Source organism: Rhizobium sp. NXC24, assembly GCF_002944315.1.
Lineage (GTDB): Bacteria > Pseudomonadota > Alphaproteobacteria > Rhizobiales > Rhizobiaceae > Rhizobium.
The window spans coordinates 689822-707799 of the sequence record NZ_CP024314.1 but is presented as its reverse complement, the minus strand read 5'-3'; the positions used below and the strand labels follow the sequence as shown (position 1 = coordinate 707799).

21 protein-coding genes are annotated in these 17978 nt (G+C 60.2%); 8 read left to right on the top strand and 13 right to left on the bottom strand.

The features are described 5' to 3' along the window. Positions 1 to 28: 28 nt before the first annotated feature. The 7 genes from NXC24_RS27355 to NXC24_RS27325 form a co-directional block, all read right to left on the bottom strand. Complete coding sequence (locus NXC24_RS27355) at positions 29 to 1663, bottom strand: FGGY-family carbohydrate kinase (RefSeq protein ID WP_104826525.1); 1635 nt, start codon at positions 1661 to 1663, stop codon at positions 29 to 31. A gap of 2 nt (positions 1664 to 1665) precedes the next feature. Then, a complete protein-coding gene (locus NXC24_RS27350; protein WP_104826524.1) occupies positions 1666 to 2394 on the bottom strand; it encodes an SDR family oxidoreductase in 729 nt (242 codons plus the stop codon). 25 nt (positions 2395 to 2419) lie between these two features. Continuing rightward, positions 2420 to 3670 carry an ABC transporter permease gene (locus tag NXC24_RS27345; protein WP_104826523.1) on the bottom strand — a complete coding sequence of 417 codons (1251 nt, stop codon included), beginning with the start codon at positions 3668 to 3670 and terminating at the stop codon, positions 2420 to 2422. After that, a complete protein-coding gene (locus tag NXC24_RS27340) occupies positions 3667 to 4488 on the bottom strand; it encodes an ATP-binding cassette domain-containing protein (RefSeq protein ID WP_104826522.1) in 822 nt (273 codons plus the stop codon). Before NXC24_RS27340 ends, NXC24_RS27345 begins: the two co-directional genes overlap by 4 nt. Before the next feature lie 93 nt (positions 4489 to 4581). Next, on the bottom strand, positions 4582 to 5667 hold the full coding sequence (locus tag NXC24_RS27335) for a sugar ABC transporter substrate-binding protein (RefSeq protein ID WP_104826521.1): 1086 nt from the start codon (positions 5665 to 5667) through the stop codon (positions 4582 to 4584). 169 nt (positions 5668 to 5836) lie between these two features. Then, on the bottom strand, positions 5837 to 6721 hold the full coding sequence (locus tag NXC24_RS27330) for an AraC family transcriptional regulator (protein WP_104826520.1): 885 nt from the start codon (positions 6719 to 6721) through the stop codon (positions 5837 to 5839). A gap of 275 nt (positions 6722 to 6996) precedes the next feature. Further along, positions 6997 to 8022, bottom strand: coding sequence for an AraC family transcriptional regulator (locus NXC24_RS27325; protein WP_104826519.1), 1026 nt, complete (start codon positions 8020 to 8022; stop codon positions 6997 to 6999). Positions 8023 to 8182: 160 nt separating this feature from the next. Between NXC24_RS27325 and NXC24_RS27320 the strand changes: the two genes are divergently transcribed. Genes NXC24_RS27320 through NXC24_RS27305 form a run of 4 tightly spaced genes read left to right on the top strand, consistent with a single transcriptional unit; the run spans position 8183 to position 12347 of the window. Then, positions 8183 to 9271 carry an efflux RND transporter periplasmic adaptor subunit gene (locus NXC24_RS27320; protein WP_199773646.1) on the top strand — a complete coding sequence of 363 codons (1089 nt, stop codon included), beginning with the start codon at positions 8183 to 8185 and terminating at the stop codon, positions 9269 to 9271. A 1-nt stretch (position 9272) separates the two neighbouring features. Then, entirely contained in the window at positions 9273 to 9983 is a 711-nt protein-coding gene (locus NXC24_RS27315) for an ABC transporter ATP-binding protein (RefSeq protein WP_104826518.1), read from the top strand. Positions 9984 to 9988: 5 nt separating this feature from the next. Beyond that, positions 9989 to 11140: an ABC transporter permease gene (locus tag NXC24_RS27310; protein WP_104827859.1), complete on the top strand. Its 1152-nt coding sequence runs from the start codon at positions 9989 to 9991 to the stop codon at positions 11138 to 11140. A 4-nt stretch (positions 11141 to 11144) separates the two neighbouring features. Further along, positions 11145 to 12347 (top strand): FtsX-like permease family protein, encoded by a 1203-nt coding sequence (locus NXC24_RS27305; RefSeq protein WP_104826517.1) that lies wholly within the window; start codon positions 11145 to 11147, stop codon positions 12345 to 12347. Between the two features lie 19 nt (positions 12348 to 12366). Here the strand turns inward: NXC24_RS27305 and NXC24_RS27300 are convergent, their stop codons facing one another. The 5 genes from NXC24_RS27300 to NXC24_RS27280 all read right to left on the bottom strand — a co-directional run bounded on the left by NXC24_RS27300 (position 12367) and on the right by NXC24_RS27280 (position 15629). Then, the gene (locus NXC24_RS27300) at positions 12367 to 12900 is read right to left on the bottom strand and encodes an NUDIX hydrolase (protein WP_104826516.1); all 534 of its coding nucleotides are present in this window, start codon (positions 12898 to 12900) and stop codon (positions 12367 to 12369) included. Positions 12901 to 12904: 4 nt separating this feature from the next. Beyond that, positions 12905 to 13918 carry a LacI family DNA-binding transcriptional regulator gene (locus NXC24_RS27295; protein ID WP_104826515.1) on the bottom strand — a complete coding sequence of 338 codons (1014 nt, stop codon included), beginning with the start codon at positions 13916 to 13918 and terminating at the stop codon, positions 12905 to 12907. A 190-nt stretch (positions 13919 to 14108) separates the two neighbouring features. Beyond that, complete coding sequence (locus NXC24_RS27290; RefSeq protein WP_104826514.1) at positions 14109 to 14756, bottom strand: protein-L-isoaspartate(D-aspartate) O-methyltransferase; 648 nt, start codon at positions 14754 to 14756, stop codon at positions 14109 to 14111. A gap of 34 nt (positions 14757 to 14790) precedes the next feature. Next, positions 14791 to 15225: a CBS domain-containing protein gene (locus NXC24_RS27285; protein ID WP_104826513.1), complete on the bottom strand. Its 435-nt coding sequence runs from the start codon at positions 15223 to 15225 to the stop codon at positions 14791 to 14793. A 176-nt stretch (positions 15226 to 15401) separates the two neighbouring features. Continuing rightward, positions 15402 to 15629: a hypothetical protein gene (locus NXC24_RS27280; protein ID WP_104826512.1), complete on the bottom strand. Its 228-nt coding sequence runs from the start codon at positions 15627 to 15629 to the stop codon at positions 15402 to 15404. Between the two features lie 126 nt (positions 15630 to 15755). Between NXC24_RS27280 and NXC24_RS27275 the strand changes: the two genes are divergently transcribed. The 4 genes from NXC24_RS27275 (at position 15756) to NXC24_RS35590 (ending at position 17455) form a co-directional block, all read left to right on the top strand. Beyond that, entirely contained in the window at positions 15756 to 16481 is a 726-nt protein-coding gene (locus NXC24_RS27275) for an MgtC/SapB family protein (protein ID WP_104826511.1), read from the top strand. A gap of 78 nt (positions 16482 to 16559) precedes the next feature. Beyond that, positions 16560 to 16922 (top strand): hypothetical protein, encoded by a 363-nt coding sequence (locus tag NXC24_RS27270; RefSeq protein WP_158704566.1) that lies wholly within the window; start codon positions 16560 to 16562, stop codon positions 16920 to 16922. Positions 16923 to 16999: 77 nt separating this feature from the next. Next, positions 17000 to 17296, top strand: a complete 297-nt coding sequence (locus tag NXC24_RS27265) for a BON domain-containing protein (RefSeq protein WP_104826509.1) — start codon at positions 17000 to 17002, stop codon at positions 17294 to 17296. A gap of 15 nt (positions 17297 to 17311) precedes the next feature. Beyond that, positions 17312 to 17455, top strand: a complete 144-nt coding sequence (locus NXC24_RS35590; RefSeq protein WP_199773645.1) for a hypothetical protein — start codon at positions 17312 to 17314, stop codon at positions 17453 to 17455. A gap of 15 nt (positions 17456 to 17470) precedes the next feature. Here NXC24_RS35590 and NXC24_RS27260 read toward each other — a convergent pair whose 3' ends face one another. Continuing rightward, entirely contained in the window at positions 17471 to 17941 is a 471-nt protein-coding gene (locus tag NXC24_RS27260) for a hypothetical protein (RefSeq protein ID WP_245464171.1), read from the bottom strand. Positions 17942 to 17978: the final 37 nt, after the last annotated feature.

Here is a 17978-nt window from a genome sequence, read left to right as displayed (position 1 = left end):
AATATCCGCAGTATGCAAGTGACACTGCTCATCCGCCCGCTGCGGCGAATCCACGAATTTGCCGGTCTGCCGACTGCAACAGCTCGAAAGCCCGATAACGGTTCCTGTGTAGCGTCTCGATCGTGCCGCCTGCAGGCGAGAAGACTGTCGAGAGGCTCGACATTGCTTTCATTGCCTCCAGCAGCGAAACATAGCGTCCGGCGGAAACAGCTCCCAGCATCGCCGCGCCAAGCAATACCGGCTCCTCGGTATTGGCGATCGCCACCGGGGTGTTCGTCGTATCGGCCAGAAGCTGCCGCACGAGATTGCTTTGCGCGGCGCCGCCGCTCGCAACAATCGTACCAATGTCGATGCCGTCTTTTGACAGCGTCTCCAGAAGCTGCCTGAGGCCATAGCCGATACCGCAGAGACCGGCGACATAGAACGAAATCAGGTCGGCGATCTCGGTCTCCAGTCCGACGCCTGCGATCACCGCGCGGGCGTCGGGATCAGCATGCGGTGACCGGTTTCCGAGAAATTCCGGAACCACATGGACAGACTTTGCAAGCTCGACGGTACGCGTCAGGTCAGGGCACAATTCGGTCGCCTGACGGTCAAGCCATGCAACAAGAGAGAGGCCTTCCATTTCCGCCTTGACGCGCACCTCGGCAGACGCGGGATGCATCGTAACCAGATGATCGATCGCCGCTCCCGCTGCCGACTGGCCGCCTTCGGTCAGCCAGAGCCCTGGTATCATTGCCGAGTAATATGGTCCCCATACGCCCCCGACAAAGACGGGATTATCGCTCGAAGCCATCGAGCAGGCCGATGTGCCGAAGACATAGGCAAGTCTGTTTTGCACTTTCGATTGGCCATCTGCGCCGTCCCCTCCGAGCGTGCCGACGCCGCCCGCATGGGCATCGATCAGCGCCGCTCCGACGGAGGTTCCGATCGGCAATCCTAGATCACGTGCAGCAGCCTCGGTCAGCCCGCTTGCCAGTGCGGCGCCGGGTTCCACGATATCAGTACCGAGTCTCGAAAAGCCTTCGGCTGCCAGCTCTTCCAGGCCGATAGCCTTGAAATAGTCCGCATCCCAACGCTTCTCATGGGCAAGATAGGTCCACTTACAGGTAACGGTGCAGACCGATCGGCTGAGCGAGCCGGTAGCACGCCAGGTCAGATAATCCGCAAGGTCGAAGAAGTGATAGGCAGCCGCAAAGGATTGCGGCAGATTGCGCTTGAGCCAGAGAAGCTTGGGCGTTTCCATCTCGGGCGAGATAGCGCCTCCAACGTAACGCAGAACCCCGTGATTGCCGCTGTTGATTTCGGCCGCTTCGCCGGCAGCGCGATGGTCCATCCAGACGATGATGTTGCGATCCGGATCGCCGGACGGCCCGACGGCAACCGGCGCGCCGTCAGCTTTGACGGCGACGAGAGAGCAGGTCGCGTCGAAACCCAGCCCGGCGACGGCCGTGGCCTGGATTCCGGCCGAGGCGACGGCTTCCTTGACGCTGTCGCAAACCGCTCGCCATATCTGTTCGCTGGATTGTTCGACAATGCTGCCGGCCCCATGCCAGATCTTGATCGGGCGTTTTGCCGAAGCCAGGAGATTGCCGTTCTCCGTGAAGACACCCGCCCGGGCGCTGCCTGTACCGACGTCGACACCGACAAAATATTGCGTCATCTTCAGAGGTCCGTGCTGTTCGGAAGGATGACGAGATCGCGGATCGTGACATTGCGCGGCCTGGACAGCATGAACAACACCGCCTCGGCAACCTCCGTCGCTTCCATTAGTCCGCCTGCCGCGATGGTTTCATCGAGCTTTGCCTTGGGCCAGTCGCTGATCAGGGCCGTTACCACGGGGCCGGGAGCAACTGCACCCACGCGAATACCATGTTTGGCGACTTGCCTTCGCACTGTATGAACGAAGGCCTGCACCGCATGCTTGGAGGCCGTATAGATCGGCTCCCAGACGACGGGAACCAGGCCGGCGATGGAACTGGTCATGATGATATCGCCGGTTTTCCTTTCGACCATGTGCGGCAATACTGCCTGGACCGATCTGAAGGCCGCGTTGACGTTTAGGTTCAGCATCCTGTCCCAGGCGTCTGGATCCCCATCGACCACCTCGCCGCCGATATAGGAGCCGGCATTGGCATGAAAGATATCGAGCTTTCCGAACCTCTCCAATATCTGCGGCATCATGGTCGCGACGCTGGCGGGATTGGTGAGGTCGATGACCAGAGGAAAAGCCTCCGGACCAAGCTCGGAGCATATGTTCTTCAGGGACTCCTCGGCCCTGTCGACGAGGGCAACGCTGACGCCCTCTTGCAATAGCGATTTAGCGCATTCAAGGCCGATCCCCGAGGCTGCCCCGGTGATCGCCGCGACCTTTCCAGAAAGTTCCTGTCTCATATCATTCCTTACCTTGGTCGTTGTATCAGGCCCGGCCGTGGGAGACTCTCGACCGGCGCGCCAGCGAGTCGACGATGACGGCAATGGCGAGGACAGCACCGGTGATCATGTAGCGAAGCGCCGAGGACAGATCGAGCATCGTCAGTCCGCTTGCGATCGACTGGATGACGATGATGCCGAGCAGCGCCGAATATGCGCTACCGCGGCCGCCGAAGAGGCTCGTTCCGCCGATGACGGCAGCGGCGATCGCATTCAAATTGACGTCGCCGGTGCCAGCCTGCTGGCTTGCCGAAGCCAGCCGCGCCGCCGCGAGTACGCCGCCAAGCGCTGCAAACATCGCGCAGAGAACGAAGGCGCTCGTATAGATGAACCGGACATTGATGCCCGCGCGCCGCGCCGCCTCACGATTGCCGCCGACAGCCGCCATTGATCGGCCCCATTGGGTCCGCGTCAACGCATAATTCATGATGATGGCGAGCGCTACGAAGAGCGCGAACATCCACGGGATGCCACGGTCCTGATTGAGGTAGAAGGCGACGAATTCGAGCGCGACGGTGATCGCGACAGCACGCACCACAAGGCCGCCGATGGAACGAGAGGAGAGATTGGCCTCGCGGCGGCGCAGAGCCGCACGATAACCCGAAACCAGCATCACGATGCCGGGAAGCAGCGCGAAGACATAAGCGAGCGGACGCGGGATGACCATGAGCTGGCCGAAGTTCACGATCGCCGACCCATAGGGCAGGTTGATCGAACCCGTGGCGCCAAGCAGGTAGAGCTGCATGCCGAGCACCGCCAGCAGGCCCGCCAAGGTCGAAACGAAGCTCGGCATTCCCAGGCGATTGAAAAGCAGGGCATAGAGCGAACCGATCAACCCACCGACGAGAAGTGCGGCGATAACGGCAATCGCTACCGGCCAGCCCTCGTTGACCCAGAGCATGCCGACCATGGCGGAAGCAAAGCCGCTGATCGAGCCGACAGACAGATCGATCTCCCCCACCATCAGAACGCAGACGATTCCGAGCGAGATGACGCCGACCGTCGATGCATCGAACAGGAGGTTCGCAAGGTTGTTGCTCGAAAGGAATGTCGGATTGAGGGTGCCGAAGACAGTCCAGATGATGATGAGACCAACGACCACTGGCAGCGAGCCGAGATCGCCCGAGCGCACCTTGTCGATCGACGCGCGGATCGTACCGCTAAGACCGGCTTCGTGTTTCACACGAATATCGCTGCGGTCGAGGAGCGGTCCCGCCTGTTTGATGTCGCTGGTCATATCTGACCCTCCTGCCCTATTTGCCGCTGTGCCTGACGGCGGCCAGCGCGGCGCGAAACGGCATTTTCCGTGGCGCCGGTAATCGCGCTGACCAGTTCCTGGTTCGATGCGTCAGGGTAGAAAATTCCGTTGTTCCGGCCGAGCCGCAACACGACGATGCGATCCGCCACGGCGCGGACGTCTTCCATGTTGTGGCTGATCATGACCACCCCGAGCCCACGGTCGCGGACGCGCTCGATGAGGTTCAGAACCTCGGCCGTCTGGGCGACACCAAGGGCTGCTGTCGGTTCGTCGAGCAGGATGAGTTTCGGCTCCAGAAGCAGCGAACGGGCGATCGCCACCGTCTGGCGTTGCCCGCCGGAAAGCGATGCGATCGGAATACGGACACTTGGGATGCGGGCCGAAAGTTCGTTCAACAGCGTCCAGGCACGGACCTCCATCGCGGTCTCGTCAAGTCTTAGCGGGCTAAGTTCCCGCCCGAGGAAGATATTGGCGACGACATCCAGATTTTCACAGAGCGCCAGATCCTGGAAGACGGTGGCAATGCCCAGATGCAGGGCGGTGCTGGGATCACTCAGCGTCACCTTGGAACCGCGAAAGGTGATCGTGCCGGCACTCGGCTGGTGGACGCCGGCGAGAATCTTGACGAGCGTCGACTTGCCGGCACCGTTGTCGCCCACGAGAGCGACGACTTCGCCCGCATGCACATCCAGATCGATATCGGTCAGCGCCGACACCGCGCCGAAATGTTTGGAGATGCCTCGCAGGCTGAGCACCAACTCGCCTGCCGCGGCTGTCTGGTCGGAAGCGTCAGTCATATGTCGCGAGCCTTTCTATATGAACGGAACAGGATGAGTTCCCGGTCCTCCGGCCGCCCGTAAGCGGCCGGAGGAATTGGCGGGAGGATATGATCACTTCGCGATACCGAGCTTCTTGCAGCCTTCCGCATAGCGATCTCCGCAGAGCTGCTCCGCAGTCTGGATCGGCTTGTCGTTGACCTGCTTGTCGATGATCTCGGCCTTCAGGTTCTCCGCGGTAACGAGTGCAGGCACGAAGAGTTGCGTCGGCGTGTCGAAGAGTTTCGTATCAGCCTTCGGCGTTTCGCCCGACAGCAACTGAATTGCGACATTCGCCGCTGCCGCAGCAACGATCTCGCTCGGCTTGGAGATCGTGTTGTACTGGTCGCCGGCGATGATGAGCTGCAGGCCTGCGATCGTCGCGTCATTGCCGGTGACCGGCGGCACGGGATCGATGCCGGCGGCCTTGAAGGCGGCAACAGCCGCACCGCCGGTGCCGTCATTGGCTGCGACAACACCCAGGATCTTCTTGCCGAAGCGGGTGATCTGGCCGCTTGCCCATTGCTGTGCCTTCGGCGGCGCCCATTCCGGGGTGTCGAACTCGGCAAGCACCGGATAACCGCCTTCAGCAAGACCGGCATGGATGCCCTTCTTGATCAGGCCTGCCGCCGCATCGGTCGGCGAACCGTTGATTTCCAGAAGGCCGCCATCACCAGCCTTCACGTTCTTCGCCTTCAGATGATCGACCAGCGATTTGGCGATCATCTTGCCGATTTCCTCGTTGTTAAAGGAAACGTAATAGTCGGCCACCGCCGACGGGATCGGACGGTCATAGGCAATGACCTTTACGCCCTGGCTCTGCGCCATCTTGACGAGAGACGCTGCGGCCGTCGAGTCGACCGGATCGAGCACGATTGCCTTGGCGCCCTGAGAAATCGCGGAGTTGAACTGCTGCTGCTGACGCGAAGCGTCGCCGTTTGCATTCTGATAGATGACCTTGCAGCCGGCGCAGAGCTTCTTCATCTCCGCCTGGAAACCCGGATAGTCATGCTCCTCGTAGCGCGTCGAGCTCTGATCGGGCATCAGGAAAGCGACCGTCGCGTCCGCTACTTTCGCGGATTGGGCAAATGCGGACGTGCCGCTCAGAAGGCCGATGGCGAGTGTTGCAGCGCCTGCAAGTTTCAATGCGAATTGGGTCATTGGAATTCCTCCGCTCCAAATGATAGTTGTGTCGATGAAGCCTCGGCTCATGTCCTGAGCGCGATGCTGATGAGCTGATTTCCGGGCAAAGGCTCCCCTTCGGGTCATTCGCATGACCCGGTCCTCCTTGCCCCCGATTGTCTGGTCTCTCCTCCCGGTCCTCCTTGTTTTACGCGGCCTCCACCGCTCTTACGTTCTGTGCCAGCAATGTTCTGAAGCGCGAGGGCGCCATGCCCTTCTGATCTAGAAAACGACGATTGAAATTCGAGATATTGTTGAAACCCGCGGCAAAGCAGATGTCGGTTATCGACATTTCGGCTTTGCTCATCAGCAGGTGGCAGGCGAAGTTGATCCGCAGCCGATTGACGTATTGAACGAGCGCCATGCCGGTATGCCGGCGGAAGCTGCGGGAAAACGAACTCGGACTCTGGCCGGTCAACTCGGCAAGATCAGCTTCGCTGAACGGCTCCGTCAGGTGCGTGTTGATATAGGACAATGCATGGTTGACCCCGGCCGACATGAACCCCGAAGGATCGGGATGATAACGCGTGCTGGCGAGAGTGCTGGCATTCTGGGCGCTGCTCAATGCATTGAGCACATTCATGAAAAGCTCGATGCGACGAATTCCCTTCGCTTCGACCAATTCGCCGAGGATCGGCCCGACAACCGCTGCAGTTTCCGGCGTAAACAGCACGCCACGACGGCTCATCTCCAGAATGTCTATACATCCGGAAAGCTCGGGAAAAACCCTGTTTGCGTCAGCAAAGAAGGATTCGGAGAACTGAAGGACCCGGCAGCGCAGTGGCAGGCATGTGCCCGGAGGTACATCGCTCACCCAGTTGTGCGGCAGGTTCGGGCCAGTGAGCACGAGATTTCCCGGCTCGAATTCCCCGATGAAATCACCAACGAAATATTGCCCCGTCGTTGCGACGACATGGTGGATTTCATATTCGGGATGGAAGTGCCAGCGGACCGTGCGATAGGGATAGCCATGTTCCCATGCCTTGAAGGACTCGGCGCTGCCGATCGCGACCACTTCCAAATCTGGATTCATGTCGTCCTCCTGCCTGCACTCGGCTGGGCTTATTCCCCGCCGGCACCTCCTCCCAGAGGCCATTGTTTCTTTTCCGACAATGAGACTTTACGCGCGGATATCCATGGCCGCTACTACGCCATCGACGCAAGACTGATACTTTTTTGACAATTCTTCGGCGATTTGTTGTCTGATCGCATAGTAGCAGAGGTCGGCCCTCCGCAATGGATAGTTGCTTATCTGCGGTGATGGACACAGCTTTGGAGGCACAGACGAGGCCAACCGCAGCGCAGGCGCTAAGCCGGACTTGCGGAATAGGCGCACTTCTCGCGCCAGCCGACAGGCGTCATGTCGGTGACACGGCGGAACTCGCGGTTGAAATTCGATTTCGTCAGGAAACCGGCTTCCAGCATGATCTCGGTTACCGATCGCTCGGTTTCGACCAGCAGGCGGCATGCCTCGGCGATGCGATAATCGTTGACATATTGCGAGACGTTCTTGGCCATGCTCCGGTTGATGGCGGCCGAAATGCGCCGCGACGGTATACCTGCCTTACGGGCCAGACGCTCAAGATTGAGATTGGCGTCGCGGTAGAGCCTTTTCTCCTGCATCAACTCATGGATTTTGGCGATCGTATCCTTGTCTTCGGCGAGGTCATATGGAGGCGCGGCCTCCAAGCTTTCGGTGGGCGTGGAGTTGCGGCTGGCCGCGGCTGCCGCAATGCCGAGCATGAACAGGCCGAGAAGATTGGCGATGCTGATAATCATGCCGGCATGCGCGCCACGGGTCGATTCGAAATCGAACAGCACCAGCGCGTCGACCATTGCCGAGAAACATAATGCGCCAGCGGCAAAGACGAGGGCCCGATGGGCCGGCTGCGCCGCTTCGAAGGGCGCAAGGCGCAGCACGTCGGGACCGGATCGGACGAGCCAGAGCAGTGCGAGGGCGTAGGCCACGTAAATCGCGATCATCGCGATATCGATAGCCTCCGGCCAGACGACGACCAGCAAGGCGATGACAACAGCAGGGAGACCATAGAATATCAAAAGAACGGGCCAGCGGCGGCGGCTGTCCGCACCCAACCTGCGAACACCGGCATAAACAAGAGGCGGCATGATCGTCGCCAAGGCGAGCGTCAGATGGCCGACCTCCTGCAAGCCATAGCCCCAGCGCAGCCCGACGAAAACCGACTGCAAGGCACAAGCCAGAAGCAGGACGAGGAAAGGGCGGTTTGCCGCCAGCTCGTCATCACGCCGCACCACTGTCAGAAACAGCAGAAGAAGCATGAAGGCGACGACGAACGGCAGCGGCACGAACAGCATGAGACCCTTCCCCGGGGCAACCATATTTGCAGCCACTATGGCCTGACTCGCGGCTCCCGGCGATCCAGATCGCGATCTGAGACGTGCTGAATCATGATCGAGGTCGCCCAATACGCCTCGGTGGCGGACATTGCCGCCGTAAACGTCTGGAGACCCGCCCATGAATTCTGATGCGAATATCGCAACTCGGCTTCGGTCGCTATCGATCGAACGCGTTGAGCCGCCTCCCCGCGCCTCACGCCCCACCGGCCGATTGCGGATGCTCGGTATGATACTGGCAGGCACGGCCGCAACATTCGCGGCCGTCTATTTCACCCCCGTGCCATCCAATGCGCCTTGGAAACCTTTCGCGGCGAGAATTGTCACCGAGCCGGCAAAAGGGACCGAAACGTCCTCACAAAGCAAAGCTCCCACCGCCCAGGAGCAAACTGCAAGACCCCTACCCCAAACCATTGTCGGGTCCGGCTATGTCGTTGCCGCGCGGATAATCACCCTGCGGCCGGAGATCGGCGGCAGAGTGGTCGACCTGCCGCTGGATGTCGGCGATCATTTTCTGGCGGGACAGGTCATTGCCCGTCTGGATAAGACGACGGATGAGATCGAGCTGAGGATTGCCAAGTCCCAGGCCGCTGCCGCCGTCGCAGCGGCACGCCGCGCCGAGGTCTCGCTGGAGCAAGCCCGCAAAACCCTCGAGCGCACCAAGCTCCTTCTCGAGCGCGGTGTCGTCGCGACCAGCAGCCTCGATGCCGACAGTCTGGCGGTCGTACAATTGACCAGCGATCTCGACTCTGCACGGCAGGCAACCGAGACCGCGCGACTGCAGGTGGAGAAGCAGGAAAGAACCCTGTCGCTCCATAAGATTGTCGCGCCTTTCGATGGCGTAGTCGTCACCCGGCTGGTTGGCCTTGGCGATATGGTTGCCTCGGGAACGGATGGCGGCGCGCCGCGAGACGGGATCGCAATCCTTCTCGACCCGAACTCCCTGACCATCGATGCCGATATCGCGCAGTCCAATGCCGCACGGATACAGCCCGGCCAGACGGCGGTCGCCATTCTGGACGCCTTTCCAGACCGGCCATTCAAAATGCGGGTGCGGACCGTCGTGCCGGCGGCTTCGCTGCAGAAAGGCACCGTGACCGCCCGGCTGGAATTCCTGACGCGACCTTTCCGGGTGCTGCCAAACATGGCGGCAAAGGTGACTTTGGACGCTCCGGACCTGCAAGCAAACCTGAAAGAAGGAGGATTTTGAGATGGATGAGAGCACATCGACGCCGGAAGACGGCAGCATTTCGATCAACAATGTGCGCAAGGACTACCGCATCGGAAAGAATGCCGTGACGATCTTTTCGGATCTGACCATGACCATCCGAGGGGGCGATTTCGTCGCGATCGTCGGCCCTTCCGGCTCCGGCAAATCCACCCTTTTGAACCTTATCGGCGGCATCGACCGCCCCGATGCCGGCAACATCAATTTCGGCCGTGCGCGCATCAGCCGAATGAGCGAAAGCGCCCTGACAAAGTGGCGAGGCGCCAATATCGGCTTCGTGTTTCAGTTCTACAATCTGATGCCGATGCTGACAGCGGAGCAGAATGTCGAGCTTCCGCTGCTGCTGACAAGTCTGACCGGACGCCAGCGTCGCGAGCGGGTCGAGACGATCCTGTCGCTCGTCGGCCTCACCGACCGGCGCAAGCATCTGCCGTCGGAGCTTTCGGGCGGCCAACAGCAGCGCGTGGGGATCGCCCGGGCGCTGGCAAGCGATCCGAAACTGCTGCTCTGCGACGAGCCGACCGGTGATCTCGATCGCGAGTCCGCTGAAGACGTGCTCGCCATGCTGCGCATCCTCAACTCGGAGCTCGGCAAGACCATCGTCATGGTCACCCACGACGATGCGGCGGCGCGCTCCGCCAGACGTGTGCTGCGCCTGGACAAAGGCCATTTTGTCGAACGCGAGGCTGCGTGATCATCATGAGCCGCTTCACTCTCATTCGCCGGACCATGGCACGCAAACCAATGCGCAGCGCCCTGCTGATCGCGAGCATTGCCATCGCCTTCTTCATCCACCTCATTCTGACGAGTTTCGAATATGGCTTTTTGGGTGGTGAGGTAGATTCGGAGCGCCTGATCGTGACCAACAAGGTTGGCGACACGCTGCCTCTCCCGATCAGCTATTACGACAAGATCCTGGCCCTTCCCAATGTCGCTGCGGCAACCTACATGGCGCGCAGCCGTGCGACCTACCGGACACCGGCGAATTTTCTGGGCCTGACGGCGGCGGAGCCCGGCACCTTCGCCGGCTTCATCGGCGATCAATACGATATCCCCGCCGATGCTCTCAGCCGCTTCGCCCAAATCCGGAACGGCGCCATCGCCGGCCGGAGCGTCGCAACACAGGAGGGTTGGGTGCTGGGGCAGAAGATTACGCTGAATACCTCCAGCTTCTTCAAGCCGGACGGCAGTTCGGACTTCGATTTCGAAATCGTCGGCATATTGGATGGCAAGCAATCCGCCGACACTCATTTCGTGATGGCGCGGTATGACTACGTCAATTCCGAGCGCAGTACCGACCGCGACACCGTCAGCAGCTTCGGCATCGTGCCGAAGAACGGTGTCCGCGCCGACGACGTCATCAAGGCCGTCGACACCCTCTTTGCCAACTCCGCTTACGAGACACGGACGAGGACGGAAGCCGAGTTCATGCGGGCCTTTATCGCACAGTTTGCCGATATCGCGACCATCGTGCGTCTGGTGATCGGCGTGGCATTCGTGACCATCCTGATGATCGTCGCCAACACCATGTTCTTCGCCATCCGCGAACGGACACGGGAGATCGGCGTGCTGAAGGTCCTCGGCTTTTCGCGGCGCTTCATCCTCTGCAATATTCTGGCTGAGACTTTCGCCCTGTTTGCGGTAGGCCTGAGCTTCGGCCTCGGTTTTGCCTTTACGGCTGTCATGTTTCTGCGCGAGCCGCTGCGCACGATCGTGCCGGATCTCGTGCTCACCCCCGCGATCATTCTCGAAGCAACCGGCCTCGCTGTCCTGCTGGCGCTCGCAACGGGTGTCGCGCCGGCCTTCAATGCCATTCGAGTGCCGCCCAACACCGCTTTAAGAGAAAGATGAGACGATGAGCGCAATCATCAATCAATCCATGGCCTTGACCATATCCAATCTGAAATCGCTTCGCCGCCGGATATGGCTTTCCCTTTCCCTGGTCTTTTCCGTTGCGATGGTCGTTACGGTTCTGCTCGGCTTCCTGGCGATGTCGAACGGCTTTCGGACTTCCCTGCTGCAAGCCGGCTCCAAGGATATCGCCATTGCTCTGGGAAATGGCGCGGCGACGGAGCTCGGCAGCCGGATCGAACCGTCCCAGCTTCATTATCTCGACGGCGCTGCAGGTATTGCCACCGATGCCACAGGAGCTTCAGTGATGTCGCCGGAAATGGTCGTCCCGGTGGATGTGCCGGAGAGGATCGGCGGATTGCTTTCAACACTCTCCTTGCGCGGCATCGGTCCGTTCGGGCTCAGCCTGCGCCCGAATGTCAGGATCGTTGATGGCCGGATGTTCAATCCTGGCGCCAGCGAAATCGTGGTCGGACGTCGGCTGAACCTTGACTACAAGGGATTGGCGCTTGGCGAACGGCTCACGCTCGGCACATCGAAATGGACCGTCGTCGGTATTTTCGACGCCGGCGGGTCTGTTTTCGAATCCGAAATGCTGGCGGATATCGGCGTGGTGCAGACGTTGTTCAACCGGCCTAATCTGGTTGAGAGCGTCAGGATCAAGCTCACAGCGCAGGAAGCCTTGCCGGCGCTACAATCCATGGCGGCAGATACGCCGCAGATCGGGCTGAGTCTGCGGTCGGAACAGGATTATTTCGCAGCGCTCGCAGAACGCACGTCGAAGCTGATCCTCCTTCTCGGCTGGCCGCTGGCGGCGATCATGGCCGCGGGCGCTGTGGTCGGCGCGATGACGACCATGTTCAGCTCGGTGTCGGATCGCAGCACCGAGATTGCCACCGTCCGCGCAATCGGCTTCAGCCGGCGGGCTGCCTTTGCCGGTACTTGGATCGAGGCAATGATCCTGACCTGCTTCGGATGCCTGATCGGCGTCGGCTTTTCTTATGCCGTCCTCAACGGCTGGACCGCCTCAACGATGAGCGCCGATCATACGCAGATCGGGTTTCAACTGGTCCTGTCTCCCGCCCTGGTGACGAAGGCCGTTTGGCTGTCCTTGATCATCGGCGCCGTCGGCGGTGCATTGCCGGCGGTAGCTGCGACGCGCATTCCGCTGCGGCTGGCGATGAGCGGGCGAACGGAGATTGGCTGATGGATGGACGCGGCGAACGCTATCTCTTTGCTTTCGCCCGCCTAAGCTTTCGGTCAGCCACCAGAAGAAGGCCCTTGAGCTCCGGTTCGCGCACGCGGTTTGCAGCTTCGATGAAGGAGACCCATGCGTTGCGGCGTTGGCCTCTTTCCGGAAAATCCTCGTAGATTTTTTCGACTTCGAGCAAATGCAGTTGCACAATGCAGGGAACGCGGTTGCCGTCGGCGAGTTGCTTCAGATAGGTGAAATAGCCGAAAGGTTTCTTCTTGATCTTGCCGCGAACGCCGGCTTCCTCGAAAGCCTCGATCGCGGCCACCTCATGCGGCTTTTTCCCTTTTATCGGCCAGCCCTTCGGAATAACCCAGCGCCCGCTTTCGCGGCTGGTGACGAGAAGCACTTCCGATATGCCAAGCTCCTCATTTCTCCGGTAACAAATCGCCGCACATTGCTCATATATGGGGCCGTTAAAGAGCTCATCCGCATGGGAGGCGAGATCGGAAAGAAATCTGTCCGTTCCTCTCGAGGATTTTGTCTGCCCTGAGGTCAAAGGTGCCATGTCGTCAGCCACCCCTGATCGAGTTGCGCCACACGAGATCGGCATGAAGACGGATGGCATGTACCCGTCCTTCAGGCTTCGCCGCCTCCTTGCTCTCCAGCCACGCGACCGCCTCCCGCGCCATCGTGGCAAGCGGCTGAGCAAAGGTCGTTAGTTGGTAGGATGCCCAGGAGGCCTGCTCGATATCGTCGAAACCGGCAACGCAGAGCTGGTCGGGAACGGAAATGTGAAACTGGTAGCGGGCGGCATCTATGAAGCCGCAGGCAAGCAGATCGGTCGCGCAGAAGACGGCATCCGGGCGCTCATGAAGGGTAAGGAGCCTCTGCGCAAGGACCCTGCCGCTCTCATAGCTTGTCCACCCGTAGCGCTCGACGACGACCTCCAGACCATGCGCCCTGGCCGCAGCGACGAAGCCGTGCTCCCTTGCCATGAGGCTCGGCGTGCCGGCCTCCGAATTGGCGAAGGCGAGCCTGCGGCAGCCGGCACGAAGGAAGGCGGTGACGACGCGGGCAGCAGCCTCTTCGTCGTCGAGATTGATCCGCAAGGGCCCGTCCTGCTCGTCATCGCGGTTGATCAATACCAGACGCTGGCCACTCTTCAGGCAGAGCTGCGTGATCGACTTATCGGGCATCCCCGAGATGATGATCGAGGCATCGGCGCGGTAGCGGATCGCCTGGCGCAACGCGAGGTCGACACTGCCGTCCAGCAGATCGGTGTTGACGAGCATGGCAATCTTGCCGCTGTGCTGCAGTTCCTGCGTCAGCGCCTTGATCAGGCCGGAGCGATGTGGGGTGGCCATGTCGGACACGATCAGGCAGACGATACCGCTTTCATTGCGCATCAGCCCACGGGCGAGATGATTGACGTGATAGCCAAGTGCGTCGGCAGCCTCGAGCACCTTTCGCCGCGTCTCCGGCGATACGCTCGCCCCTGGTGTGAACGTGCGCGAAACGGCCGAGCGGGACACCCCCGCGCAGTCCGCGACTTCTTGTGCGCTCACGAACACTTTCTGCGACACGCTTCTCTCCAGCCGGCATGCGGCTTTGCTCGGTTTTGCAATTGCGTGCATCATCCTGTGAGCCGATGTCATGACAGTTTTATGAAGAAAGCTGTTGATGGGTGCCGTAAGGTCATGCGGCATTTGCACGCGTTTGCAAGATGAACGAATACAGAGAGGGCGTGCGTACTTCGCGGCAAAAGCAATGTGATCAATTATAGTCTTCAGTTCCGCCGTGCTCGCTGATCAGCGGCACGAAAATCACGGCGCCGAGATTTTGGGTGGTAAAATTATCCGGGCCTTTCCGCACAATTTTCAGAAGCGTCTGCCTGCTCTCTTCCGGCCCTACGGGGATGACCAGCCGGCCGCCTACGGTCAATTGTTCTTTCAGGGCCTGGGGCACCTCCGGCGCGGCGGCTGAAACAAGGATGGCGTCGAAGGGGGCGGCCTTCGGCCACCCCTTTGAACCGTCTCCGCAACGCAAATCGATATTGTCATAGCCAAGACGCTGTAGTCGTTCGGTCGCTCCGGCCGCAAGCGAGGCATGGCGCTCCACGGCAAACACATGAGCCGCCATGCGGCTGAGGATAGCGGTCGCATAGCCAAGCCCCGCGCCGATTTCGAGAACCGTGTCGCTGGACTTGACTTCGGCTGCCTCGATCATCAGCGCAACCATGTAGGGCTGAGAGATCGTCTGCCCCTTGCCGATCGGCAGCGGACAGTCGTTATAAGCAAACATCTCGAAGCCCTTTTCGACGAAGTTTTCCCGTGGAATCAGGCGCATGGCATTCAGCAGCGCCGGGTCGCGAATGCCGCGCCCGGCGATCTGTTTTTCCACCATATGAAGACGCCCGTGCATGGCCGGCTGTCTCCACTCCCGCACAAGCCGCCGTTCACGCCGTCTGGCTATGCTCGCCACCATGGCGGGAAATGCCGCTCAGCGCTTGGCCGGCACTACCGTTGCTTTGCGACAGGGCGATATCGCCGAGCGAGAGGATACCGACCAGCCGTTTGCTGTGATCCAGCACCGGCAAGCGACGGACCTTGATGTTGCCCATGTTCCGGCAGACCTCGTCGATCTCCTGATCATCGAAGCAATATTTGACTTCCGATGTCATCACATCGCGGACCTTCGCGTCCGGCCCCTTGCCATTGGCGATGCCGCGAATGGCGATATCGCGATCGGTGATCATGCCGACTAGGCGGTCATGGTCGCCGACAGGCAGGACACCGGCGTCGAGATCCGCCATCGTCCGTGCAGCCTGCAGGATCGTTTCGTCAGGATTGGTAATGCGCACGTCGTGCGTCATGGCGTCTCGAACTTTCATTGGTTCCTCCATGAGCGGACGCTTCGTCCGGCCTTTAGGCACAGGACAATCTCTCCGGCGACCTTAGATCGGGCGGCGCCCGGCACCCCACTGGTCGCGGTGCCCTCCGCTGAGAGCCCGCTACAACAACAGGCGAAGCGCCGATCTGTTCCCGTCCACAGCGCGGATAATCGAAATTACATCGCGAATTCGTCGTCCTCATCGGCAGAAAGCAGATCGACAAGCGTGGCTACCTTGCCGCTCGGCAGAGTCCTGCCCTCGCCGATCAGAGCCTCGTCATTGTTGACCCAGGCCCAAGCCTCCGCAAGCTCGCCCAGAGTTGCGCCGGTCGCGGAGATATCGGCCATCAGAGTCTCATCGACTGGTCCAAGAACGGAGACGATCTCTTTTGCAGTCATGGTCATATGCATTCTCCTGAGGTTTCATAGGCCCGGAATCGCGGCGAGCCCTTTCATCTCCTTGAAGGCGGAACGAAATCCTTTCAGCTTTGTTCCGGCATTCAAGCCGGCCACGAACGTCAGGAGGGTGCGATGCCGAGTACGATGATCGAGCTCATGCCTTTGAATCCCACTTGGATGGATATCGCGATGCGCGTCCTATTGGTCGTCGCTGCCGGCGGGCTGATTGGCCTCAATCGCGAGGCAGGTGGGCACGCCGCCGGATTTCGGACGACGATCCTGGTCGGATTGGCGGCATGCCTGACCATGATTCAGGCCAATTTGCTGCTCCCCATGACGGGCAAAACATTCCAATCATTCGTCTCCATGGACATACTGCGTTTTCCGCTCGGCGTGCTGACGGGCGTCGGCTTTATCGGCGGTGGTGCCATCCTCAAGCGCGGCGATCTGGTCACAGGCGTGACAACAGCGGCAACGCTTTGGATCATGACGGCAATCGGCCTGTGCATTGGCGGCGGGCAACTTGTGGTCGGGTCCGCCGGAGCTATGGTGGCCTTCATCGTGCTCACACTCTTTAAATGGTTCGATGAGCTGATATCGCATAAGCAAAAGGCGCGCGTGGTGATCGAGCTTGCCGACAGCGCCGATATTGCAAAGATCGAAACGGCCTTCGCTCCACTCGGATATTCCTTCTGCTTTGTCGGCAAATCGATAAATGAGGCCGACGGCGCGGCTCATGCCGCCTATCAGGTGCGATGGAAGCATGGGGGTATCAGCGGCGGCGCGCCAAAACTGCTGGCTGATGTCGAAGAGCGCTACAAAGTAGTCTCTTTCGAGATGACGACGACGACTACATGACCATGAAATGCACAAGAATGCTCACGGGGAACATTCTTGACTGGCGATGGTTTGCCCTTCGAACAAAAGGAGGATGCCATGGCCAAAATGAGAGAGATGGAAACCAACGCCACCCCCTCCGCTGACGCCGATATCCGCACCCAGCAGGCGCTCGATCAGGCTGCCGGCGGCTCCGGAGACATCGATGCCCTTGCGCCTGATATGGAGGGGCTGGAAGTGAACTTCACCTACGCGGAGCCGGGCACGGACGACTTTCGGTCGGCAGATACGCCGGATTGTGACAGGCAACGCAAGCAAGCCCTGGATGCTGCCGCCGGCCGGATTGCGGAGGCGGTCAGAGCCTCGCAGCCACGAGAGCACCGCACGATGCGCAATGTTACCATGCTGGCAATCGGCGGCCTCGCTGGCTTTTTGCTGCACGAGGTCCTCAGGAGTCGATAGGCGGCCCGGGGCTGCGAGATGGAACCTTATGGCGTTTTTCATGTTGCATTTCATGAACCCAACGAAGGGAAAGCGTCATGCGACGTCAGCCCAAGACATATGCGTCGTCGACAAAGCCTGAGAAAAACCCGTTCAAGGCGTCCGAATCGCAGTGGCGGCCGGATGCGGAGATCCGTGCAGAAATCCATAGGAAACTGAGCGAAGACCCGCTGCTGGATATCTCCGGCGTCTTCGTCACCGTCAACAATGGCCGCGTTCTCATCGAAGGATCCGTCGAAAACGACGAGGCCAAGGGACGCGTCGAGACCCATTCGCGGCAGGTAAGCGGCATCAGCGGTCACGACAGCAATCTTTGTGTTCGTAGGCCGCGATAGAAAGCGTAGGCAAGCATGCGCGCACTGTTGATCATCATTATCGGATTGATGGTCGCCTCGATCCTCAGCATCCTCGTCATCAAGCCGTTCGTGACCGGAAAGAACCAGGATTCGACTGTCGCTCAGAAGACCATCGAGCAACCGGAACCCAAGCCGTAGAGTTCCCAAAACGGATTATTTGGCTTCCGGCGTCTGCTGTTCCTGCTGGCCCGGGACCTCGCTAGGCGGAATAACCGGCGTCTTGCCGCCACGCGGCGCAGGCTTTTCCATAGCGCTGTCTCCAGTCACAGGCGGCTTCAGCACACCGCCGCAATCCGAAAGTTTATCGTCGTTATCCTGAGGATCAGCCAATGCGGTTTGGTTTTCACCTTGGGTCTGGCTATTGGCGTCGGGAGCCCGGCAGCGTTCGCTGTTCGGCATCTTGAGCTGTTGCGCGGACATGAGTCCCGGCATTGCAACTGTTAGCGCAGCCGCCAGCAGCAGGAACCGTCCAAGCGATCGATGCTTGGCTTCAGACTTAGGTGAAGTTGATGGCGTGGTCGTTGCTCGTACCGGCGATGACACCACGCTCGTGATGTGACCGGCATCGCGATTGCCAACTGTTGCGATCGGAACCGGCCGACAAAGCTTGAAGCTCTCGTCCATGCTGTTCTCCATCGATGAAAGTGCGGGCTGCAGACCG